Origin of the sequence: Microbacterium lushaniae, from assembly GCF_008727775.1 — a bacterium.
In the GTDB taxonomy this organism is placed as follows: Bacteria; Actinomycetota; Actinomycetes; order Actinomycetales; family Microbacteriaceae; genus Microbacterium; species Microbacterium lushaniae.
Genome location: NZ_CP044232.1, coordinates 2,632,717 through 2,653,422, shown reverse-complemented (window position 1 = coordinate 2,653,422; position 20,706 = coordinate 2,632,717). Strand labels below are relative to the sequence as shown.

General features: G+C 69.3%; 21 protein-coding genes and 1 tRNA gene. 12 read left to right on the top strand and 10 right to left on the bottom strand.

Annotated elements, in window-relative coordinates; all coding sequences use genetic code 11:
- The first annotated feature begins 29 nt into the window (after positions 1 to 29).
- The 6 genes from F6J85_RS12725 to F6J85_RS18305 all read left to right on the top strand — a co-directional run bounded on the left by F6J85_RS12725 (position 30) and on the right by F6J85_RS18305 (position 5,403).
- Positions 30 to 1,190, top strand: coding sequence for a tyrosine-type recombinase/integrase (locus F6J85_RS12725; protein WP_150925482.1), 1,161 nt, complete (start codon positions 30 to 32; stop codon positions 1,188 to 1,190).
- Positions 1,191 to 1,633: 443 nt separating this feature from the next.
- Positions 1,634 to 2,560 carry an ABC transporter ATP-binding protein gene (locus tag F6J85_RS12720; protein WP_150925480.1) on the top strand — a complete coding sequence of 309 codons (927 nt, stop codon included), beginning with the start codon at positions 1,634 to 1,636 and terminating at the stop codon, positions 2,558 to 2,560.
- Positions 2,557 to 3,438, top strand: coding sequence for an ABC transporter permease subunit (locus tag F6J85_RS12715; protein WP_150925478.1), 882 nt, complete (start codon positions 2,557 to 2,559; stop codon positions 3,436 to 3,438). Before F6J85_RS12720 ends, F6J85_RS12715 begins: the two co-directional genes overlap by 4 nt.
- Positions 3,439 to 3,853: 415 nt before the next feature.
- The gene (locus F6J85_RS12710) at positions 3,854 to 4,288 is read left to right on the top strand and encodes a class I SAM-dependent methyltransferase (protein ID WP_238706955.1); all 435 of its coding nucleotides are present in this window, start codon (positions 3,854 to 3,856) and stop codon (positions 4,286 to 4,288) included.
- A 59-nt stretch (positions 4,289 to 4,347) separates the two neighbouring features.
- Complete coding sequence (locus tag F6J85_RS12705; protein ID WP_150925476.1) at positions 4,348 to 4,833, top strand: hypothetical protein; 486 nt, start codon at positions 4,348 to 4,350, stop codon at positions 4,831 to 4,833.
- Between the two features lie 78 nt (positions 4,834 to 4,911).
- Positions 4,912 to 5,403 (top strand): DUF3515 family protein, encoded by a 492-nt coding sequence (locus F6J85_RS18305; protein ID WP_420846147.1) that lies wholly within the window; start codon positions 4,912 to 4,914, stop codon positions 5,401 to 5,403.
- A 321-nt stretch (positions 5,404 to 5,724) separates the two neighbouring features.
- On the opposite strand, the gene F6J85_RS12695 is transcribed toward F6J85_RS18305, so the two are convergent.
- A tRNA-Lys gene (locus F6J85_RS12695) sits at positions 5,725 to 5,797 on the bottom strand.
- A gap of 75 nt (positions 5,798 to 5,872) precedes the next feature.
- Here F6J85_RS12695 and F6J85_RS12690 point away from each other — a divergent pair.
- Together F6J85_RS12690 and F6J85_RS12685 are read left to right on the top strand one after the other, a co-directional pair.
- Positions 5,873 to 6,511 carry a DNA-directed RNA polymerase subunit beta gene (locus F6J85_RS12690; RefSeq protein ID WP_150925472.1) on the top strand — a complete coding sequence of 213 codons (639 nt, stop codon included), beginning with the start codon at positions 5,873 to 5,875 and terminating at the stop codon, positions 6,509 to 6,511.
- Positions 6,512 to 6,781: 270 nt separating this feature from the next.
- Positions 6,782 to 7,666 carry an aminodeoxychorismate lyase gene (locus tag F6J85_RS12685; protein WP_150925470.1) on the top strand — a complete coding sequence of 295 codons (885 nt, stop codon included), beginning with the start codon at positions 6,782 to 6,784 and terminating at the stop codon, positions 7,664 to 7,666.
- 169 nt (positions 7,667 to 7,835) lie between these two features.
- Here F6J85_RS12685 and F6J85_RS12680 read toward each other — a convergent pair whose 3' ends face one another.
- The 5 genes from F6J85_RS12680 to F6J85_RS12660 form a co-directional block, all read right to left on the bottom strand.
- Positions 7,836 to 8,660 carry a type IV toxin-antitoxin system AbiEi family antitoxin domain-containing protein gene (locus F6J85_RS12680; RefSeq protein WP_238706954.1) on the bottom strand — a complete coding sequence of 275 codons (825 nt, stop codon included), beginning with the start codon at positions 8,658 to 8,660 and terminating at the stop codon, positions 7,836 to 7,838.
- A gap of 453 nt (positions 8,661 to 9,113) precedes the next feature.
- Complete coding sequence (gene pstB / locus F6J85_RS12675; protein WP_150917697.1) at positions 9,114 to 9,893, bottom strand: phosphate ABC transporter ATP-binding protein PstB; 780 nt, start codon at positions 9,891 to 9,893, stop codon at positions 9,114 to 9,116.
- A gap of 29 nt (positions 9,894 to 9,922) precedes the next feature.
- A complete protein-coding gene (gene pstA / locus F6J85_RS12670; RefSeq protein WP_150925468.1) occupies positions 9,923 to 11,020 on the bottom strand; it encodes a phosphate ABC transporter permease PstA in 1,098 nt (365 codons plus the stop codon).
- 1 nt (position 11,021) lies between these two features.
- Positions 11,022 to 11,975, bottom strand: a complete 954-nt coding sequence (pstC, locus tag F6J85_RS12665) for a phosphate ABC transporter permease subunit PstC (RefSeq protein WP_150925466.1) — start codon at positions 11,973 to 11,975, stop codon at positions 11,022 to 11,024.
- Positions 11,976 to 12,054: 79 nt separating this feature from the next.
- Entirely contained in the window at positions 12,055 to 13,149 is a 1,095-nt protein-coding gene (locus tag F6J85_RS12660; protein WP_150925464.1) for a phosphate ABC transporter substrate-binding protein PstS, read from the bottom strand.
- Positions 13,150 to 13,324: 175 nt separating this feature from the next.
- Here F6J85_RS12660 and F6J85_RS12655 point away from each other — a divergent pair, with 175 nt between their 5' ends.
- Positions 13,325 to 13,747: a hypothetical protein gene (locus F6J85_RS12655; RefSeq protein WP_150925462.1), complete on the top strand. Its 423-nt coding sequence runs from the start codon at positions 13,325 to 13,327 to the stop codon at positions 13,745 to 13,747.
- Here the strand turns inward: F6J85_RS12655 and F6J85_RS12650 are convergent.
- From F6J85_RS12650 to F6J85_RS12640, 3 genes are all read right to left on the bottom strand, one after another.
- On the bottom strand, positions 13,729 to 14,667 hold the full coding sequence (locus F6J85_RS12650; RefSeq protein ID WP_150925460.1) for an NUDIX hydrolase: 939 nt from the start codon (positions 14,665 to 14,667) through the stop codon (positions 13,729 to 13,731). The genes F6J85_RS12655 and F6J85_RS12650 overlap by 19 nt on opposite strands.
- Positions 14,664 to 16,832, bottom strand: coding sequence for an RNA degradosome polyphosphate kinase (locus F6J85_RS12645; RefSeq protein WP_150925458.1), 2,169 nt, complete (start codon positions 16,830 to 16,832; stop codon positions 14,664 to 14,666). The genes F6J85_RS12650 and F6J85_RS12645 overlap by 4 nt, the downstream gene beginning before the upstream one ends.
- 69 nt (positions 16,833 to 16,901) lie before the next feature.
- Positions 16,902 to 17,594 carry a winged helix-turn-helix transcriptional regulator gene (locus tag F6J85_RS12640; RefSeq protein WP_150917677.1) on the bottom strand — a complete coding sequence of 231 codons (693 nt, stop codon included), beginning with the start codon at positions 17,592 to 17,594 and terminating at the stop codon, positions 16,902 to 16,904.
- Positions 17,595 to 17,707: 113 nt separating this feature from the next.
- On the opposite strand from F6J85_RS12640, the gene F6J85_RS12635 reads away from it, so the two are divergent.
- The 3 genes from F6J85_RS12635 (at position 17,708) to ygfZ (ending at position 19,825) form a co-directional block, all read left to right on the top strand.
- Positions 17,708 to 17,998, top strand: coding sequence for a hypothetical protein (locus F6J85_RS12635; protein WP_150917673.1), 291 nt, complete (start codon positions 17,708 to 17,710; stop codon positions 17,996 to 17,998).
- Between the two features lie 133 nt (positions 17,999 to 18,131).
- A complete protein-coding gene (locus F6J85_RS12630; RefSeq protein WP_150917670.1) occupies positions 18,132 to 18,731 on the top strand; it encodes a heme-binding beta-barrel domain-containing protein in 600 nt (199 codons plus the stop codon).
- Positions 18,731 to 19,825: a CAF17-like 4Fe-4S cluster assembly/insertion protein YgfZ gene (gene ygfZ, locus F6J85_RS12625; RefSeq protein ID WP_150925456.1), complete on the top strand. Its 1,095-nt coding sequence runs from the start codon at positions 18,731 to 18,733 to the stop codon at positions 19,823 to 19,825. Before F6J85_RS12630 ends, ygfZ begins: the two co-directional genes overlap by 1 nt.
- Before the next feature lie 13 nt (positions 19,826 to 19,838).
- On the opposite strand, the gene F6J85_RS12620 is transcribed toward ygfZ, so the two are convergent.
- Positions 19,839 to 20,642 (bottom strand): class I SAM-dependent methyltransferase, encoded by an 804-nt coding sequence (locus tag F6J85_RS12620; protein ID WP_150925454.1) that lies wholly within the window; start codon positions 20,640 to 20,642, stop codon positions 19,839 to 19,841.
- Between the last annotated feature and the right edge of the window lie 64 nt (positions 20,643 to 20,706).

Here is a 20,706-nt window from a genome sequence, read left to right as displayed (position 1 = left end):
GCACCGATGCAGAGACCACGGGAGCCAGTATGGGCAGCATCCACTCCTACACGGCAGCATCCGGGAAGCGGGTCTACCGGATCAGCTATCGCAAGCCTGACGGGAGCCAGGCCACGCTGCGCGGGTTCCGCACGAAGTTCGACGCCGAGATCCGACTCGCCGAGGTCGAGATCTCGAAGAACCGCGGGACGTTCGTCGATCCGTCCGACGCCCGCATCCTCGTCGGCGACCTGGGTGAGGATTGGGTGGCATCACGTCGGGCGGATCTCAAGCCGTCGACCTTCCGTACGGTCGAATCTGCGTGGCGCATTCACGTCCGTCCCAAGTGGGGCGCCCGGGCGGTGGGCGGGATCCGCCACTCCGAGATCCAGATGTGGATCGCCGGGCTCTCGACCACCCACAGCGCAACCTCGGTGCGTCGCGTCCACGAGATCCTCTCCGGCATCCTCGAGGTGGCTGTAAGAGACCGCCGGATCTCCGCCAACCCCGCTCGCGGAGTCAAGCTCCCGCGCAAGAAGTCGAAGCCCCGCGCCTACCTCAGCCATGAACAGGTCGCCCAACTCGCCGCCGGGGCCGCTCGCCCCGAACTCATCGTCTTCCTCGCCTATACCGGTCTGCGCTGGGGTGAGGCGACCGGGCTGCGGGTGAAGCACATCGACCTCAAGCGTCGCCGCGTGAGTGTCGAGGAGAACGCGGTCGAGGTCGGTAGCTTCATCGAGATCGGCACGCCGAAGACCCATGAGAAGCGTCAGGTCCCGTACCCCGCTTTCTTCGCCGAGACCATGCAGCGCCTGGTCGCCGGCAAGGGGCGGGAGGCCCTCGTCTTCGGTGAAGGACGGATCCACGTACGCCGGCCGAAGGCGACCACGGGATGGTTCAACAGCGCGGTCTGCCGCGCGCAGGAGAAGTCGGCCGCCGCCATCGAGGCTGCTGTGGATGCGGGGGAGGAGTCGCCGCGTCCGTTCCCGCGGGTGACGCCGCACGATTTGCGTCATACGGCCGCGTCCCTCGCGATCTCGGCGGGCGCCAACGTGAAGGCCGTGCAGCGGATGCTGGGCCATGCCTCCGCCGCCATGACCCTCGATACCTACGCCGACCTGTTCGACGACGACCTCGACGCTGTCTCGGCGGCCTGGGATGAAGCAGCGGGCGCCTCAGGTGTCGTCGATCTCCTGCGAGGCGACGCTTAGAGAGTCGCGCGAGGAGATTGCTCCGGGGTCCTCGCTCGCGAAGACGGTCTTGGGTCCTGCATCGTCTCTCGAGTTAGTCGTCCGCCAACGACCCGTCGCGAAACCGTGCGCAGCGGGGGTCGGCACAGTGAGTTTCGGACCGATGTTTCGGCACGGTGCGTCGCCCCGCCGACGCAGCCAGCCGTGGCTGTTCCAGAACCCATCGTTATTGGCTGGGCGCGCGAGGGTTGCTCTGGCGATGGTTTGCTGAGACCGCAAATTAGTTGCGAGTCTGACCAATATTCACGTGACGCTTGCCACGATGAAGCCGGAACGTATTGGACGAAGTCGCGATCAGCACGGGGGTGTCCCTCTTGACTCTGTCCCCACCACATGGTTTCCACTAGCTGAGCTAGCTTCTCGCTCGGCATTACGACCTGCGGCACCGCAGAGAATGGAATCTTGTGATTCACGCTCAGTCCCTGACCAAACGCTACGGATCGAAGACCGCCGTCGACGGCATCGACTTCTTGGTCGCTCCGGGACGAGTAACCGGTTTCCTCGGCCCGAACGGGGCGGGCAAGTCGACGACGATGCGCATGATCGTCGGGCTCGATCGCCCCACCTCCGGCACGGTAACGATCAACGGGCGGCCCTACGAAGACCACCGGTCGCCGCTGCACGAGGTGGGAGTGCTCCTCGACGCGCGGGCCGTGCACCCAGGGCGCACCGCCCGCGACCATCTGCTCGCCATGGCGGCGACGCACCGCATCGGAACGAAGCGCGTCGACGAGGTCATCCGCCTCGCCGGTCTCGACTCGGTGGCGCGGAAGCGCGTACGCGGCTTCTCGCTCGGAATGGGACAGCGCCTCGGGCTCGCCACCGCACTGCTCGGCGACCCCGCCACGCTTATCCTCGACGAACCGGTCAACGGGCTCGACCCCGAGGGCGTCATTTGGGTGCGCCGACTCGCCCGCACCCTCGCCACGGAAGGGAGGACGGTCTTGCTCTCGTCGCACCTGATGAGCGAGATGGCGCAGACCGCGGAGCATCTGATCGTGCTCGGGCGCGGAAGGGTGCTCGCTGATGCACCCGTCAGCGAGATCCTCGCGAAGGCGTCGAGCGACTCCGTGCTGGTGCGTGCGAGCGATGCCGACCGTCTCGGCGCGCTGCTCGCCGCGCAGGGCGCCGGCGTCACCAGCGCCGAGACGGACCTCCTCTCGGTCACCCGGGTCGCCGCGGCGCGCATCGCGGAGATCGCGGCCGGAGCGGGCGTCATCGTCTACGAGCTCACGCCCGTGACGAGGTCTCTCGAAGAGGCGTACATGGAACTCACTCGCGATGAGGTCGAGTACACGACCCCCCAGACCCCTTCGGAGGGCACCCGATGAGCGCGACCACCACTCCGGTCTTCGCGGCCACAGGGCAGAACCTCAGCATCGGAGGGATCATCCACTCCGAGTGGATCAAGCTCCGCAGCATCCGATCGACCTGGTGGATTTACGCCGCCATCGTCGCGATCACCGTCGGTGTGGGAGCTCAGATGTCCTCCTCGACGAGTTTCGCCTGGTTCGACGGAGAGGTCGCACAGACAGGCCAGCAGTACGCCGGCGTGAATGTCATCAATCTCAGCACCGATATCAACGTTCTTATCGTGGGCGTGTTGGGCGTGCTGGTGATTGCCGGCGAATACAGCAGCGGGATGATCAGGTCCACCCTCACGGCTGTACCGCGTCGGGTTCCCGCGTTGCTTGCCAAAGCGTTGGTGTTCGCCGTCGTCACCTTCCTTATCGGTGCAATGGCGGTGGCCGTCACGATCCCGATCTCCATCCCGCTGCTCGCCGGGAACGGCATCGACATCCGCCTCGACGACCCGCACTACTGGCGTGCCATGATCGGCAGCGTCGGCTACCTCGTGATGGTCGGGCTCATGGCCTTCGCGATCGGCGCGTTCCTGCGCAACATCGCGAGCGGCATCGCCACGGCACTCGGACTCGTGTTCGTCGTACCGCTCGGGCTCGGCCTTGTGGCCGGTGGTGCCGCGTCGCAGGTCTGGTTGCACAACCTCGTAGCGCTGCTCCCGTTCAACCTGGGCCGAGCCCTCACCAGCCACCCGGGTTACGCCGAGTTCGTTGCACCGGGCTCACCGCTCAACCGAGCCGAGGGTCTCTGGGTCCTCGAACCGTGGCAGGGGGCTCTCGGCCTCGTGGTCTGGGTCGTCGTGCTGTTCAGCGTGGCGATCGTGACGCTCAAGCGTCGCGATGCGTGAGCGATTGCATGACGAGTCCGAGGATGAGGACCGTTGCTGAATCAGCGCACGTACCCGCTCTGCCGGTCATGCGCAGCCTACCTGTGCAGAACTAGAGCAGAGCCAGCCGTAGGTCCCGACCGAAAGGGCATTCCAGCTCCGTCTGCGGCGGCCCCAGGTCGATGAGCGGTCAGTCGCCAGAACCCATCAGTTTCGAGCGATTGCGGAAATCTACAACGCTGCGCCCGTCGATACCCTCGATAAATGACGACCACGACCGCCGCCTACTCGGGGCGCGCTGACGAATACACCGACCTGCTCGGCTCAAATGTCAGCAGTGCATCCGTCAGACCGGCAGATCATCGATACTTGGGCTGAGCGCGTGACCGGGGGTGTCCTCGACGCCGGGTGCGGTCCCGGACACTGGACACACTACTTGACGCAACTCGGGCTCGACGCGCGCGGCATCGACCTCGTGCCTTCCTTCATCGATCACGCCCGGTCGTCATACCCCGGCATCCCGTTCGACCTACAAAGCATCGACGCCATCGACGAAGCCGATGGGTCGCTCGGCGGCGTCCTCTCCTGGTTCTCCACGATCCATCACGAGCCCGACGCGATTGCGATACCGATCGCTGAGTTCGCGCGGGTGCTCCGTCCTGGCGGCCAACTCGTGCTCGGCTTTTTCAGCGGTCACTCCATCGAACCCTTTGATCACGCGGTCGCGCGCGCGTATCGATGGCCGACTCAGGAGTTGCAGCGAATGCTGACGGCAGAAGGATTCGACGTCCTAGAGACGCACGTGCGGGAGGCACGCGACCAGCGGACTGTGGGCGCGATCATCGGCGAACGGCGTACGTCAACGGCCTGATGGTCCGAAACTCTGACCCGAAACCGAACGTCGCTTCCCCTCGAACCCGTGGCGAGCCGATGCGTTTCACCGGGGCCGAGTTCTTTCGCGGGGCGATAGCGGCGTGGGTGTGGTTCCTGGTCCTGCACCAGTTGGCTTTGCTTCTTCCGCTGGCGTTCACGGGATGGATCGGGCTTTGGGTGACCGTCCCGTGGTCGCTCGGAGCGCTGGTCGTCGGTGCGCCGGTTGCTTACGCGATCGGGATGCTCATGCGTCGACAGAGTCGGATCATCTGGCATCTTGTGGCGTTCTCCGCCTTTGGTCTCGGCGTCGGGGCTGTCACGACCTGTCTGGCCGTGTGGTTGCAGCCTCAGTGGCTCGGCGCTACTGGGTTTATCTCGCCCAGTACGGTTCTTGTCGCGTTGTCAGCGGCGCCGGCGGTCGCGCTCGGGTGGTGGCACACCGCCCGCCGCGCGCTGGCCGTCGACCGCGGCCCGGAGCGGGGAGGGCGAATCGATGTGGACGCTGAGACGGAGGATGCGTTGATCGACAACTCCCCGCCGTGAGCCCAGCCTTGTCAGCGCTTCATCCCGGCGCCACGCCTTCTTTGTGCGCTCCGTAGTGTGGAAAGGGTGACCCGCCGCATGTCGCTCGCACGTCGCTTGCTTGGGTCGATAGCGGTATGCGCCCTTCTGGCGGTGTTCGCATCGGCTTGTTCGAGCACGGTCAGTCTGGAACCCGCTGAAGACGCCAACAACCCTGAGTGTGCCCGGGTTATCGCCCAGTTGAAGCTACAACCGAACGTCGCCGGCGAGTCGCGGAGATGGACGGACGCGCAGGCTACTGGCGCCTGGGGGTCGCCGGTATCGATCATTCTCAGGTGTGGCGTTCCTGTTCCTGGGCCTTCCGAGCTGCCCTGCTTCTATCTCGGGGGAACGGACTGGCTCGCGTTCCCCGAGGAGGACGGCCTTCAGCGAGTGGTCACGTTCGGGCGGGACCCCGCATTCGAGGTGGCGATAGCAAGAACGGGTGCTCTCGACTTCGCCACGGTCTTGGAGGAACTCGGTCAACTGATCGACACCCACCAGAACCCCGCCGTTGCTGCCTGCTCGGAACGCACAAGCATCCGCGGATAGTGGCGGAGGACGATGCTTCCCGAGTGGTGGAAAACGTTCACAACGACCCGCGGGGACGCGGAGAGATGGTTTCGGGACGGCTCTCATCCGACGTCGAGCACGGCTCCCATCGCCGCGCCCGCGAGCGGTCGAGGGGCTGAAGTCCCCGATACGTCGGCAACTTCAGACATGACGCGAGCCTTGTAGACAGTCAACTGCGCCCCATGGCCGGCGGAGAAAGCTCCGCGGGTGTTGTCAAATTGTTGTCACGCGGCCATTTTGGCTAGGTTCCCGAATCCGCGATCCCAGTCGGGACAAGGGATCGCGGCGACACAAAGACGGTGGGCCCCGTGGGGCTCGAACCCACGACCCGCGGATTAAAAGTCCGATGCTCTACCGACTGAGCTAGAGGCCCTCGACATCCAGCCTACTGGCCCCGACGCCCCCGCACGGCGGGCTACCTCCGCGGAGGCGCGGGTAGCCTGGATCGATGACTGATTCGCCCCGGGACTTCCACAAGCCGGTGCGCCGCCCCGCCGAGCTGTTCGACCGGCTCTTCGCCGCAGACGACCCCGCCGAGGTGTCGCGGGTGGCGCACAGCACCGCGCAGGCCCTGGTCTCACGGGTGCGCGACGATCCCTCGGCCGACGTGGTCGAGAGGCTGGTCTCGTTCACGGATGAGAACGGCATCGACGACATCGCCGAGCTGTGGTCGCGCTCGCCGGCCCGCACACTGCCGGGCGCCCTGTGGCGGCTGTACCTGTTGCAGCTGATGATCCACGACGATGCGCAGACCGCCGCCCTCCTGTACGAACGCGGCCGTGCCGAGATCGCGTCGGCAGACCCCGTCGTGGCGGGTGCGCCGACACCGGCCAGCCCGGAGGAGCTCGTCGCGCTCATCGACGCGATCCTGCGCGGAGTGTTCGACGGCGACTTCGCCGTCGCGCTGGACCGGGCGGCTGCGTTCTGCCGCGTGCAGGCATCGGGCGCGACGCATCTCGCCGACGACTACGAGCAGACCGAGTCCGACCGGGCGTCGGCGCTGACCACGCGCGCGCTGCGGCTCTCCACGTACGCCGGCGACCTGTCGACGTGCGCGGCGCTGTGGCGGAGCGAATCGCTGGCCTGACGCATCCGCCGCCGGCCCCCCGCCTGCCCACCCGCCTGCCCACCGCGAAACAGGGGATTCGGGGCGAGACCTGGGGCAGCGCCCTCGGTGTCGGCGTGGATACCTTGGCTCGGCGATCAGCGCCGGGCAAAAAAAGTGCCGGGCCGCAGAACGCCTCTCGGCGCGAGGCCGCTCTCGGCGGCAAAAGATGGAGCCCGGGGTTACTGCGGCCCGGCTATGAGAGTCTAACGCGTCAGCGCGAGGGATAGTCCCGCGCCGTAGGCTCAGGTCATGGCATGGCGCTACGCACTCGTGATCGACCCGGCCGCGGCGGATGATGCGCGCACCGACTTCGCCGACACCTTGACCGAGATCGATCCGGCCGCCCCCGCGCTGAGCGTCGGCGAGCTGTCGACCCAGCGCGGTGACGGCATCTTCGAGTCCATCGGCGTCGTGGACGGCCACCCGCAGGAGATGAACGCCCACCTCGAACGGCTCGCGCACTCCGCCCGACTGTGCGACCTCCCGGCCCCGCACCTCGAGCAGTGGCGGCAGGCCATCGCGCAGGTGGCGGATGCGGCGGAGCCTGGGGAGAGCGTCATCAAGCTCATCCTCAGCCGCGGCGTGGAGCACGGACCGACCCCGACCGCGTGGGTGACCCTCGCGCCGGCGCCCGACAATACGCGCGCGCGGGAGCGCGGCATCCGCGTCGTGACCCTGGACCGTGGCATGGACAGCGGTGCCCCGGCCCGCGCGCCGTGGCTCCTGCTGGGTGCGAAGACGCTGTCGTACGCGGTGAACATGGCGGCGATCCGCGAGGCCAAGCGCCGTGGCGCGGACGACGCCGTGTTCGTCACGAGCGATGGATTCGTGCTTGAGGGCCCCACATCCTCCGTGCTGCTGCGATTCGGCGATCGTTTCGTCACGCCCGAGCCCGGCTCGGGCATCCTCCACGGCACGACGCAGGTGAGCCTGTTCGACCACCTCGCTGAGCGCGGCTTCGCCACGGCCTACGAGGAGCTCCCGGTCGCGGCCTTGACCGAGGCGGATGCCGCGTGGCTGGTCTCCAGCGTGCGCCTGGCCGCTCCGATCTCGGCGATCGATGACCGCGGCCTTCCGATCGACGCCGAGTTCACCGCATCCCTCAACCGCTACCTGCTGTCTCCGCGCGACTGACCCCGCCGCTCCCGCCCCCGGTCCCGTCCTCCCGCGTGCACAACGGCGGGGAATCTGTGCGACACCCCGGCGCGCCGCACTCAGGCCCGGCGTGGCCGGGACGATCTCCGCCGTTGTGCGCGGCGTGAGGCATGCGCACGCGGATGCCGCGGGTCGCAAATGCCGCGGATCAGAGATGCCTGCCGGCTCCGACGTGGGCGAGGATGGCGCGCTCCACGAGGTCCCAGTCGTGCACCACGAGCGCGTAGTCGAACCGCAGCGTGACGTAGCCCCACATCGCCGCGTGCGCGTCACGCACCAGATCTTTGTGGCGCAGGTCGGCCCCGGCGTGGTTGACCCTCCCATCCGTCTCGAGGATGAGGCGGTCGCCGATGAGGAGATCGACCCGACCCACCCCGGGAATCCCCACCTGCGTGCGCACCGTGAGCCGGTGCTTCCGGAGCCGCCAGCGCACGAGCGACTCGAGTCCGCTGTCAGCGTCCGCCCGGGCGAGGTCGATGGCCTCGCGCGCGGCGTCGTTGGTATGGCGACGCAGCCAGGCCACGCCGCTCGCATCGATCAGCCCCATCCGGAGCGCCGATTCCAGAACGACGAAGAACTCCTCCACACCGCGACAGGTCAGCACCTGGCGGAGGATGCGGGGCACCGACGGCAGCCCGAACGCGTCGGTGCGCGCGCCGTCGTCCCAGTGCTCGATGCAGGTGCAGCCGTCGTGCTGGTAGCGGTGGCCGTCGCCGGTGAGCCACACGTGGACCGCGCTGTCGGGCTCGAGCACCCATAACCCCAGGTGCTCGGCCGCCGTCACGCACGCAGGGACGCCGCCGTGGGCGACGGATGCGCGCGCCGCACTGCACACGTACGACGTGGCCGCATAGACGCCGCGTCGGACGCGCTCGAGCACCCCGGCACGCAGCTGCGCATCCAGCTGCGTCCGGGAGAGACCCCCGTCTCGCAGCATCCGATACGAAGCGAAGGCGTCGGCAGGTTCACACACCCCTCGATGGTCCGGGCTCTGGCCCGCGGGCAGTCGGCGCCGGCTTCCATTGTGCAGAAACCGGCGGTTCTCGCCCCTGGGGAGGAGCCTCCGCGCGGCACAACCGCGGGGCTGTGCGCCGACACGCCGGGCGCGAGTCTGGTCGGACGGGGTGTCGCGGATGATTTCCGCCGTTGTGCGCGCGGCGCGGCTCGAGTGCGACGCGAAGCGGCCGCCACATCCCTTGCTCGCGACATGCGCGCTCGGTGGCGGCCCGAGCGGACGGCAGGGGCGTGCGTGGCACAACGGCGGGGCTGAGCGCGGACACGCCGGGCGCGAGCCGGGTCGGGCGGGGAGTCGCGGATGATCTCCGCCGTTGTGCGGGCGGCGGGCGGCGGGCGGCCGGGAGGGCGCGGGCGGGCGGCGGAAGGAGGCGGCGGGCGGCGCGGGCCCCGCGAAGCGCGACCCGCGCGCTCAGCCGAAGCGGCCGGAGACGTAGTCCTCCGTCGCCTGCACGGACGGGGTCGTGAAGATGGTGGCGGTGTCGTCGTACTCGATGAGCTTGCCCGGCTTGCCGGTGCCGGCGATGTTGAAGAACGCCGTCTTGTCCGACACCCGGGAGGCCTGCTGCATGTTGTGCGTGACGATGACGACCGTGTAGTCGCTCTTCAGTTCGGCGATGAGCTCCTCGATGGCGTACGTGGAGATCGGGTCCAGCGCCGAGCACGGCTCGTCCATGAGGATGACCTGCGGCGACACGGCGATGGCCCGCGCGATGCACAGACGCTGCTGCTGGCCGCCCGACAGGCTCGAGCCCGGCTTGTCGAGGCGGTCCTTGACCTCGTTCCAGAGGTTCGCCCCTCGCAGCGACTTCTCCACGAGGTCATCGGCGTCGGACTTGGAGATCCGGCGGTTGTTGAGCTTGACCCCGGCCAGCACGTTCTCGCGGATCGACATCGTGGGGAAGGGGTTGGGCCGCTGGAACACCATCCCGACCTGGCGGCGCACGAGCACGGGGTCGACGCCAGGGCCGTACAGGTCGTCGCCGTCCAGGAGCACCTCGCCCTCGACGCGGGCACCCGGGATGACTTCGTGCATGCGGTTGAGCGTGCGCAGGAACGTGGACTTGCCGCAGCCGGACGGGCCGATGAAGGCCGTGACGCTGCGCGGCTCGATCTGGAGGGTCACGCCCTCCACAGCGAGGAAGTCGCCGTAGTAGACGTTGAGGTCGTGGACGTCGATGCTCTTGGACACGGGTCTTCTTTCGGGTGTGAGCGGCCGGGTCAGCGGCCGGTCTTGGGGGCGAACACTCGCGCGATCGTGCGTGCGACGAGGTTCAGCACCATGACGATGACGATGAGGGTGAGGGCCGCCGCCCAGGCGCGGCCGATGTATGCCTCTGCGGGTATGCCCTGGTTCATGTACTGCGTGTACGTGAACACGGGCAGGGTCTGCATGCGGCCGTCGAAGAGGTCGTAGTTCACCGAGGACGTGAAACCGGCGGTGATCAGCAGCGGCGCGGTCTCGCCGATGACGCGGGAGATCGACAGCATGATGCCGGTGGTGATGCCCGCGATCGCCGTCGGCAGCACGACCTTGGCGATCGTGAGCCACTTCGGCACGCCCAGGGCGTAGGCAGCCTCGCGCAGCTCGTTGGGAACGAGGCGCAGCATCTCCTCCGTCGAACGCACGACCACCGGGATCATGAGCACGGCCAGCGCCACCGAGCCGATGATGCCCAGGCGCACCCCGGGGCCGAGGAAGAGGGCGAACAGCGCGTACGCGAACAGCCCGGCGACGATCGAGGGGATGCCGGTCATGACGTCGACGAGGAACGTGATGCCGCGGGCGAGCCGATTGTCCTGCCCGTACTCGATGAGGTAGATCGCGGTGAACAGGCCGATCGGGATGGAGATGACCGCCGCCGCGAGGGTGATCAGCACGGTTCCGACGATGGCGTGCACCGCGCCACCGCCCTCGCCCACGACGTTGCGCATCGACCACGTGAAGAACTCGCCGTTCCAGTGCGGGGCACCCTGGCTGATGACGGTGAACGCCACGGAGACCAGCGGCACCATCGCGATCACGAACGCCACCGTGACCACCCCGGTGACGAGCCGGTCGACGGCCTTCCTCGTGCCCTCGACGATGGCGGAGATCGTGAAGATCAGCGCCAGGTAGACGATGGCGCCGAGCACGGCCCATCCGCCGATGTTGAAGGCGCTTTCCGACGAGATCGCGGTCACGCCGAAGACGGCGGCGGATGCGGCGAGCGATCCGGCCAGCAGCGCCCACGGCCCCCAACGCGGCAGGTGGCCGCTGGTCAGGCGTGGGCTCGCGGTGACGGCGGCGGCGGTCGGGGGAGTCAGTGTCGCGGTCATGTCAGTTCGCCCCCGAGAATTCTTTGCGCCGGCTCACGATGTAGCGCGCGAGCGCGTTCACCCCGAACGTCACCACGAACAGGATGAGCCCGGTCGCGATGAGCACGTTGATGTTGAGGCCGTACGCCTCGGGGAAGCTGAGCGCGATGTTGGCGGCGATGGTGTTGGGGTTGTCGGGCGTGAAGAGCTTGAAGCTGATGCCTCCGGAGACCGACAGCACCATCGCCACGGCCATCGTCTCGCCCAGGGCGCGACCCAGCCCGAGCATGGCCGCCGAGACGATGCCGCTGCGGGCGAAGGGGAACACCGCCATCCGGATCATCTCCCAGCGGGTCGAGCCCAGCGCCAGGGCCGCCTCCTCGTGGAGCTTGGGTGTCTGCAGGAAGATCTCCCGGCAGATCGCGGTGATGATCGGGGTGACCATGACCGCCAGCACGACGGCGGCGGTGAAGACCGTGCGCCCCGTGCTGGAGACCGGCCCCGCGAACAGCGGGAACCAGCCGGCGTTGTCGACCAGCCACGTGTAGATGGGCTGCACGGTAGGGGCCAGTACGCCGATGCCCCACAGCCCGAACACCACGGAGGGGACGGCGGCGAGCAGATCCACGACGTATCCGAGCGCCTGCGCGAGGCGGCGCGGGGCATAGTGCGAGATGAAGAGAGCGACACCGAGCGAGAGCGGGACGGCCATGATGAGGGCCAGCGTGGCGGCCCACACCGTGCCGAACACCAGCGGGCCGACGTAGGCCCAGAAGTTGGACGGCAGGATCGACGCGTCCGCGTCGGTGGCGAACAACGCGGGCAGCGACTGGACGATGAGGAAGATGGCGACGGCGGCGAGGGTGACCAGGATCATCGAGCCGGCGAACAGCGCCGTGCCCGAGAACCAGCGATCGCCACGGCGCACGGTTCCCTTCGGGGCCCCGGTGCGGGTGACCTCGGGTGTGGTGGTCATGAAGTCGATTCTGTGGGAAGGAGTCGGGATCCGCACGAAGGCCCGGTCCGGCCGCAGCCGGGCCGGGCCCGTCGGCGGTCTACTGGATGGCGTCGATGGCGCTGCTCACCTGCTCGCGCAGGGCGTCGGAGATCGGCGCGCTGCCGGCCGCCTCAGCCGCCGCATCCTGCCCCTCCGGGCTGGCGACGTACTCGAACAGCGCCTTCACGAGCGCGGCGGTGGCGTCGTCCTGGTAGTCGGCGCAGCCGATCATGTAGCTCACCAGAACGATGGGGTACACGCCGGCAGCGGTGGTCGTGCGATCCAGGGCGATCGCGATGTCGGTGGGCGCGCGGCCCTCCTCCTCCGGGGAGGCGTCGACGACGGCGGCGGCGGCTTCGGGGGAGTAGGGGACGAACTCCTCGCCCACCTGGATCGCGACGGTGCCGAGATCTCCTGCGCGCGACGCGTCGGCATAGCCGATCGTGCCCTGTCCGCCCTCGACCGCCGAGATGACGCCCGACGTGCCCTGAGCGGCCTCGCCTCCGGACAGCGGCCAGACTCCGTCGGGCTCGCTGGTCCACACATCCGGGGCGGCCTGGAAGAGGTAATCCGTGAAGTTCTCAGTGGTCCCGGAGTCGTCGGAGCGGTGCACCGGGGTGATGGCGGCGGCCGGCAGCGTGACCCCTTCGTTCAGAGCCGCGATGGCCGGGTCGTTCCACGTCGTGATGGTGCCGGCGAACATGCCCGCCAGCGTCGGCGCGTCGAGGTTGAGTGTCTCGATGCCCTCGAGGTTGAACACGACCGCGATGGGGGAGATGTAGGTGGGCAGCTCGACGATGTCCGAACCCTCCACGCACGCGTCGAATGGGCCCGCCTCGATCTCCTCGACGGTGAACGGACGGTCGGAGCCGGCGAACTGGAATGCGCCGGCCTGGAACGACTCACGGCCGGTGCCCGAGCCGGCGGGGTCGTAGTCGATCGTGAGGTCGGGGTTGTCGCCCTGCAGGCCGGACGTCCAGGTCTGGACCGCGACCTCCTGCGACGACGCGCCGCCACCGACCAGGGTGCCCGACAGTCCGTCGTCGCCGGCAGGAGCGGTGCTCCCGCCCCCTTCGTTGACGGCGCACCCGGTGAGGGCGAGAGCCGCTGCGGCGGCGACGGCGCCCAGCCGGGCGAAACGAGTGATCTTCACTATGCGGATCCTTCGGCTTCAGAAACGAGACCCGGGCTCGGGCTCGCCTCGACGGTAGACACGCTGCCTTACCAGACTCCGCAGTGCAGGTGAACGGCAGGTGAACGGGCCACGGCCGGCGCACGCGCCGTCGCCGGGTGCGACATTGTCCTCCGGCGCCTTTTACAGTGGTGCCATGGTGAAGCGACCCCCCGCCGAGGCGCGTGCGCTCGCCGCCCTCGAGGATGTCGCGGAGGCGGTGCGCGCTGCACGCAAGACCGCCAAGCGGATCGATGACAAGCCCGCCCGCGCCCTGCGCAAGCGGGCGGCCCAGGCGGCCGCGCTGGCACAGACCGCCGGCGACGCCGTGGAGCACCCAAATCGGATGCGGCGGGCCGCCGAGAAGGCCGCCGCCGAGCTGCGCGAGGCCACGCATGACGCGCTGCGGGCGCAGGTCGCGCGGGAGCTCGCGCGCGCCGAGGGCACTCAGCAGCGCGTGCGCGCGGCGATGACGGAGTCGGGGCCTGTCGTGTCCACGGTTCCGGCTGCGCGTGACACCGGTGTCCCGCCGCTGGTGCGCCCGGAGGATGCGCGGCGGCGTCAGACGCTCGGCTCGTGAGTCTCGATCGCCACGATCCCGGAGCCGGGATGGTCGGCGGAGAGATGCGCGACCGAGAAACCCCCCGTCTCCAGTGACGATGCGCTGCCCAGGTACGATCCGGCCAGCGTGCCGGTGGCCAGCGCCAGTTCGCTGAGGATGTCGGGCAGCAGTGGACGGTGACTGCACAGCACCGCGGGACGGCGGGAGCGCACGCGCTCTCCGACGACGCGGCGGACGTCGGCGGTGCCCTCCTCCCATGCGTCCTGGCTGATCAGCGGCGTCTGCTCGATGCGGCGGTCGAGGGCCGCCGCCAGGGGGGCGACGGTCTGCACGCAGCGCTCGGCGGGACTGGAGATGATCTTGCGCACGCCGAAGGCCCGCAGCGGTCCGACGAGGGCGTCGGCCTGGCGCCGTCCCCGGCCCGTCAGGGGGCGTGCGGCGTCGGGGCCGGTCCACGAGCTTCTGGGCTTCGCCTTCCCGTGGCGCAGCGCGACGAGCGGGAAGGTGTGCGTGACGCCCTGGTCCACGAGTGCCTGGAAGCCGTCCACGATCTCCACGTCGACGGGATAGCTGAGGCGCGTGCGGGCCTTCTTCACGCTCACCCACTCGAGGGCGGCGATCTCCTTGTTCGGCACGAAGGTCGATGTGCGCACGGCGGCGTCGGTGGCCTCCGCGGCCCAGTAGTGCACGATCTTCTCCCGCGAGTTCGGCAGGCGATAGTGCGAGACGCCGATCGGCACGCCCAGGCTCACGCGGATGCCCGTTTCCTCATGCACTTCGCGCACGGCGGCTTCAGCGAGCATCTCGCCGGGGTCGACCTTCCCCTTGGGCAGCGTGATGTCGCGGTATTTGGTGCGGTGGACCAGCAGGACATGGGGCTTTCCCTCGACCAGCCGCCACACCACGCCGCCGGCGGCGTAGACGGCGGGTTCGGTCATCGCACCGCTCGGGCGCGGCGGCGCCGCTGCACCGTGGCCATCGTCTTCTCCTGCAGATCCACGAGCGCTTTGCCGCTGTCGGTGGTGCTGTGGCGGGTCCACTCGCCGTCGGGGCCGAGATGCCACGAAGTCGTGCCGGGGCTCATCGCGAGGTCGAACAGCGTCGTCAGTTCGGCGATCTGTCCCGCCGCGCTCACGCGCACGAGCGCTTCCACCCGGCGGTCGAGGTTGCGGTGCATCATGTCGGCGCTGCCGATGTAGACCTGCGGGTCGCCGCCGTTGTCGAAGGCGAAGATGCGGGAGTGCTCGAGGTAGCGGCCCAGGATCGAGCGCACCGTGATGTTCTCGCTGAGACCGGGGACCCCGGGCTTGAGCGAGCAGATCCCGCGCACCCACACCTCGACGGGAACGCCGGCCTGGCTCGCTCGGTACAGCGCGTCGATGATCTGCTCGTCGACCATCGAGTTGACCTTGATGCGGATGCCGGCGCGCTTGCCTGCGAGCGCGTGGCGCCGTTCTTTGTCGATGAGGCGGATGAGGCCTTTGCGCAGGTGGAGGGGTGCGACCAGGAGCCGCTTGAACTTCTTCTCGATCGCGTAGCCGCTCAGTTCGTTGAACAGGCGGGTGAGGTCGCGCCCCACCTCGTTGTCGACCGTGAACAGCCCGAGGTCTTCGTAGATGCGGCTGGTCTTGGGGTTGTAGTTTCCGGTGCCGACGTGGCTGTAGTGGCGCAGCACGCCGTCTTCCTCGCGGATGACCAGGGCGAGCTTGCAGTGGGTCTTCAGCCCCACCAGGCCGTACACCACGTGCACGCCGGCCTTCTCCAGCTTGCGTGCCCAGACGATGTTGGCGGCCTCGTCGAAGCGGGCCTTGACCTCGACCAGCGCGAGCACCTGCTTGCCGGATTCGGCGGCGTCGATGAGCGCCTGCACGATGGGGCTGTCGCCGGAGGTGCGATACAGCGTCTGCTTGATGGCGAGGACGTGCGGGTCTTTCGCGGCCTGCTCGAGGAAGGCCTGCACGCTCGTGGCGAAGGACTCGTACGGGTGGTGCACGAGCACGTCGGCCCTGCGGATGGCCGCGAAGACGTCGGCGCGGCGGTTGTGCTCGGGCGGCTGGAAGGCCACCGCCGTCTTGGGCACGTGCGGGGGGTACCGCAGGTCGGGTCGGTCGATGCGGGACAGGTCGAACAGGCCCCGCAGATCCAGCGGCCCGGGGAGGCGGTAGACCTCCTGCTCGGTGATGTCGAGCTCGCTCAGGAGCAGATCGAGCGTGACGTCGTCCATGTCGTCGGTGATCTCGAGCCGGATGGGCGGACCGAAACGGCGGCGCAGGAGCTCGGCCTCCAGCGCCTGGATGAGGTTCTCGGTCTCGTCCTCTTCGATCGTCACGTCTTCGTTGCGGGTGAGGCGGAACGCGTGGTGGTCGAGCACCTCCATCCCGGGGAAGAGGTCGCCCAGGTGGTTCGCGATGAGCCCCTCCAGCGGCAGGTACCGTGCGGTGCCGCGGGCGCTGGGGATCTGCACGAGCCGGGGGAGCATGGGCGGCACCTTCAGGCGTGCGAACTCCTGACGCCCAGAGCGGGCGTTGCGCACGCGGATGGCGAGGTTCAGCGACAGGCCGGAGATGTACGGGAAGGGGTGGGCCGGGTCCACGGCGAGGGGCATGAGCACAGGGAAGACCTGGGCCTGGAAGTACTCGGAGAGGCGCTCGCGCTCGGCGTCGTCGAGTTCCTCCCACGAGACGACCTCGATGCCCGATTCGGCCAGGGCCGGACGCACCTGCTCGGTCCACGCGGCCGCGTGGCGCAGCTGCAGGCGGTGCGCCTCGGCGGAGATGTCTGCGAGCACATCCAGCGGTGCGCGGCCGACGTTGGTGGGCAGGGCCAGGCCCGTGACGATGCGCCGCTGGAGACCGGCCACGCGCACCATGAAGAACTCGTCGAGGTTGCTGGCGAAGATGGCCAGGAAGTTGGCCCGCTCCAGCGTCGGCTGCGCCGGGTCTTCGGCGAGTTCCAGCACGCGGCGATTGAACGCGAGCCAGCTCAGCTCGCGATCGAGATAGCGGTTCTCGGGCAGCTGGGCGTCGACGGCTTCGACCGCCTCATCGAAGTCGTCGTCGTCCGCATCGCCCAGACCGGCGTCGAGCACATCGTGTTCGATCATCCCTTCATCATTGCAGGCGGGGGATGCTGCGGCGCGAGGCGTTTCGAACGTGCTGCTCGCGCGAGCGGGTCAGGCCGAGGGGGCCGGGGCCGGCAGCTGATCGTCCTCGTAGACGTTGAAGCGGTACCCCACGTTGCGCACCGTGCCGATGAGCTGCTCGAGATCGCCGAGCTTTGCCCGCAGGCGCCGGACATGCACGTCGACGGTGCGCGTGCCGCCGAAGTAGTCGTAGCCCCACACTTCGCTGAGGAGCTGCTCGCGGGTGAAGACGCGCGAGGGGTGCGTGGCGAAGAAGTGCAGGAGCTGGAACTCCTTGTACGTCAGATCCAGCGGCTTGCCGTGCACCTTGGCGGAGTAGGAGGACTCGTCGATCGTGATGCCGGAGGTCTGGATGCGGGTGGACACCTGCTCCTTGGACATCCGCCCGATCGCCAGGCGTACGCGGGCATCCACCTCGGCGGGTCCGGCGCCGACGAGGATGACATCATCCACGCCCCAGTCGGGGGACACCGCAGTGAGTCCGCCCTCGGTGACGACCAGCACGAGAGGCGCGTCGATGCCGGTGGTGTTGAGGATCTTGCACAGCGACTTCGCTCCCACCAGATCGGCGCGTGCATCGACGAAGATGACGTCGGCACTGGGGGCGTTGACCAGTTGTGCGGGCTCGGCCGGGATCTGGCGGACGCGATGGCTGAGCAGTTCGAGGGAGGGCAGGACAGGGCCGCCGCCATGCGCGGAACTGAGAACGAGAAGCTGTGCCAACCGGGACCTCCCCCAATGCGGCGGGCCGCATCCACCCATATCTTAGGGGCGAGACGGGACCGCTCCCGCGCCGCGGTGTGCGGATGCGCCTCTCCTGCGCGAGAATGACCAATATGACCGTTCCCGAGTTGGCGCCGCGACGCACGGTGTGGGGTGTGCTGGCGGTGTGGGTGGTGGCCGCGCTCCTGGGCATCGGCATCGGCGTCTTCGTCCCCGAGGAGTGGCGTGCCGCGTGGCTCACGATCGGGCTGGGGAGCTGCCTCGTCCTGTCTTTCGTGGTGCAGCTGTGGTACGGACGATCGCAGGAGTTCCTCGTCCGCGTCGCGGCGAGCGTGCTCGGGGCGATGGTCGTGATGGCCGTCATCAGCGCCGGCTTCGGGCTCGCCGCGATCGTTCCGGGATAGACTGCCGCCATGGATCTTGTCGCGCTCGAACTCTTCTTCGTGGGTTTGCTCGGCCTCGCGTCTCTCGCGATCGTGTTCGTGTCCGGCGTCGTCATCAAGAACCTGTACCGCGGCCAGCGCTGACGGTGGCCTCGTGTTCGAGCTGCCGACAGACCTCCCCGCCGACCTCGCACCGTTGTCGTGGCTCGTGGGCGTGTGGGAAGGCACCGGTGTGCTGGACTACGCCGCCTCTGACCGGCACTTCACGGGTGAGTTCCGCCACCGCGTGAGCTTCAGCCACGACGGTGGTGCGTACCTGAACTACTCCGGCAGCGCGTGGCTGCTCGGTGAGGGCGAGCCGACGCCGCTGGTCGCCGAGATGGGGTACTGGCGCCTGAGCCGCCCCGCCGCCGAGGGTGACGCCGGGCCCGGTCTGCTGCCCGCCCTGACGACCAGTCCCGCACGCACGGTCGACGACGTCGAGCGCCTCCGCAACGAGGCCGGCGGGTTCGACATCGAAGTCTCCCTCGTGCACGCGGACGGCATCAGCGAGCTGTACCTGGGGCAGGTGCGGGGGCCCCGCATCGACATCGCCACCGACGCGGTGGTGCGCACCGCCGGAGCCAAGGTGTACACCGCCGCGACGCGGATGTACGGCCTGGTCGATGGCCACCTGCTGTGGGCGTGGGACATCGCCGCCCTCGGGTCGGAGCTGGCCTCGCACGCGTCGGCTCGATTGGCCAGGGCCGACTGATGACCGATTACACCGCCGTCGCGGGCGCCGTGTCCGACACGAGCGGCCTCCGCCACCTCGGCAACCCGTTCGCCGAACAGCGGGCTCTGGCCTCCGGGAGCGCGCTCGCCCCCCTCGGTGACCGGCGCGTGCTCACCGTCTCGGGTGAGGACCGCCTCAGCTGGCTGGATTCGCTGTCGTCGCAGGCACTCACGCATCTTCCGCCGGCCACGCCCACCGAGCTGCTCATCCTGGATCCTCAGGGCCGGGTCGAGCACGCCGCCGCGGTCCTCGACGACGGCGCGACGACGTGGCTCCTCGTGGACGCGCCCGACGCCGAACCGCTCCTGGCCTGGTTGCAGCGCATGCGGTTCCGCCTCCGCGTGGTCGTCGCAGACCGCTCCGACCTCGCTGTCGTGGGCGGCACCGCCGCGGCGCTCGAGCGGGTTTCCGCCGTCGCCGAGACCGGCGTCCCCGTCATCTGGCGCGATCCGTGGCCGCAGGTCGCTCCCGGCGGTCACGCGTACGCGCAGCCGCTGGAGCATCCCGGTGCTGACCGCGACTGGGCGGAGGCGGTGGTGGAGCAGGCCGAGCTGGAGCGCCTGATCCAGTCTTCCGCGCCCGGCGCCCTGGCCGGGCTGGACGCCGTCGAGGCGCTGCGGATCGCGGCATGGCGCCCGCGCATCGCGGCCGACGCCGACGAACGCGTTCTGCCGCACGAGCTGGACTGGCTGCGCACGGCGGTGCACCTGTCCAAGGGCTGCTACCGCGGTCAGGAGACCGTCGCGAAGGTCCACAACCTCGGCCACCCGCCCCGGCGCGTCGTGGCGCTGCAGCTGGACGGCAGCGACAGCATCCTGCCCGAGCGCGGGGATGCGGTCAGGGCCGGTGACACCGTCATCGGTGCCATCACCTCCGCGGCGTGGCACTACGAGGAGGGGCCGATCGCGCTCGCCCTCGTCAAGCGCACTGCGCCCGTGGACGCCGACCTCGTCGTGGACACGGCGCAAGGACCCGTGTCGGCCGCCCAGCAGGTCGTGGTCCCCGCCGACGCCGGGGCGACGGCATCCGTCCCCCGCCTGCCGCGCCTGGGGCGACGCACCTCCGCCGGCTGACGCGTCCCTCTGCTCAGGCCGGAGCCACAGCATCCCACGCGACGCCGACCTCGCCCAGCCGCCAGCGCGAACGCCCCAGCAGTGGCCAGCCCGCGTCGGACAGGGCGCCGAGCGCCGTGCGCCAGCGATGCACGGGCCCGAACGGCGCCACCGCCGCGGCGCGGTTCCACTCGGTCTCCAAGCCGGTGAGGAACGCATGGATGCGTTCGCCCGGGACGTTGCGGTGGATGAGCGCCTTGGGAAGGCGCTCGGCCGCGATCGCGGGGGAGGCGAGGCCGGTCAGGCGCAGGGAGATCGTGAGGCTCCGCGGCACGGCATCCGCTCCCACCTCGGCCCACGTCGCGACGCGGCCGATCTCGTCGCACGTGCCCTCCACGAGCACGCCGCCGGGGGTCAGCCGGTCGCACATGCGGGCCCATGCGGGGGCGACGTCGCGCTCGTCGTACTGGCGGAGCACGTTCATCGCGCGGATGATCGCGGGCCGGCGTCCGGCCGGCGTCGGCACTTCGAACCCGCCCAGCGCGAAGGAGACGTGCTCACGCGCGGCGGCCGGCGCGCGGTGCAGCTGCTCGTGAGCACGGGCCACACGATCGGGATCGATCTCCAGTCCGCGCACCACGACGTCCGGCCGCGTCCGCGCGAGCCGCGCGTACAGCTCGAGCGTGGTCACCGCGCTCGCCCCGAACCCGAGGTCGATCACGAGCGGATCCTCCGCCCCCCGCAGCGCCGGGTGACGGGCGATCCACCGGTCCACGCGACGAAGCCGGTTGGTGCCGGTGGTGCCGCGCGTGATCTGACCCACCACCGACGCACGCACTCACCCCATGATGCCAGCACTGCACGGGAGGCCCCTGATGGCGGCGGAACCGGTCGGTAGGATG

Bases quoted from the DNA above. Each gene is read 5' to 3' on its own strand.
- pstA (WP_150925468.1), bottom strand. From the start codon at position 11,020: ATGACCGCGACACTGACTCCCCCGACCGCCGCCGCCGTCACCGCGAGC.
- F6J85_RS12685 (WP_150925470.1), top strand. From the start codon at position 6,782: ATGGCATGGCGCTACGCACTCGTGATCGACCCGGCCGCGGCGGATGAT.
- F6J85_RS18305 (WP_420846147.1), top strand. From the start codon at position 4,912: ATGTCGCTCGCACGTCGCTTGCTTGGGTCGATAGCGGTATGCGCCCTT.
- F6J85_RS12645 (WP_150925458.1), bottom strand. From the start codon at position 16,832: ATGATCGAACACGATGTGCTCGACGCCGGTCTGGGCGATGCGGACGAC.
- F6J85_RS12705 (WP_150925476.1), top strand. From the start codon at position 4,348: ATGCGTTTCACCGGGGCCGAGTTCTTTCGCGGGGCGATAGCGGCGTGG.
- F6J85_RS12635 (WP_150917673.1), top strand. From the start codon at position 17,708: ATGACCGTTCCCGAGTTGGCGCCGCGACGCACGGTGTGGGGTGTGCTG.
- F6J85_RS12715 (WP_150925478.1), top strand. From the start codon at position 2,557: ATGAGCGCGACCACCACTCCGGTCTTCGCGGCCACAGGGCAGAACCTC.
- pstC (WP_150925466.1), bottom strand. From the start codon at position 11,975: ATGACCACCACACCCGAGGTCACCCGCACCGGGGCCCCGAAGGGAACC.
- F6J85_RS12655 (WP_150925462.1), top strand. From the start codon at position 13,325: ATGGTGAAGCGACCCCCCGCCGAGGCGCGTGCGCTCGCCGCCCTCGAG.
- ygfZ (WP_150925456.1), top strand. From the start codon at position 18,731: ATGACCGATTACACCGCCGTCGCGGGCGCCGTGTCCGACACGAGCGGC.
- F6J85_RS12725 (WP_150925482.1), top strand. From the start codon at position 30: ATGGGCAGCATCCACTCCTACACGGCAGCATCCGGGAAGCGGGTCTAC.
- F6J85_RS12650 (WP_150925460.1), bottom strand. From the start codon at position 14,667: ATGACCGAACCCGCCGTCTACGCCGCCGGCGGCGTGGTGTGGCGGCTG.
- F6J85_RS12690 (WP_150925472.1), top strand. From the start codon at position 5,873: ATGACTGATTCGCCCCGGGACTTCCACAAGCCGGTGCGCCGCCCCGCC.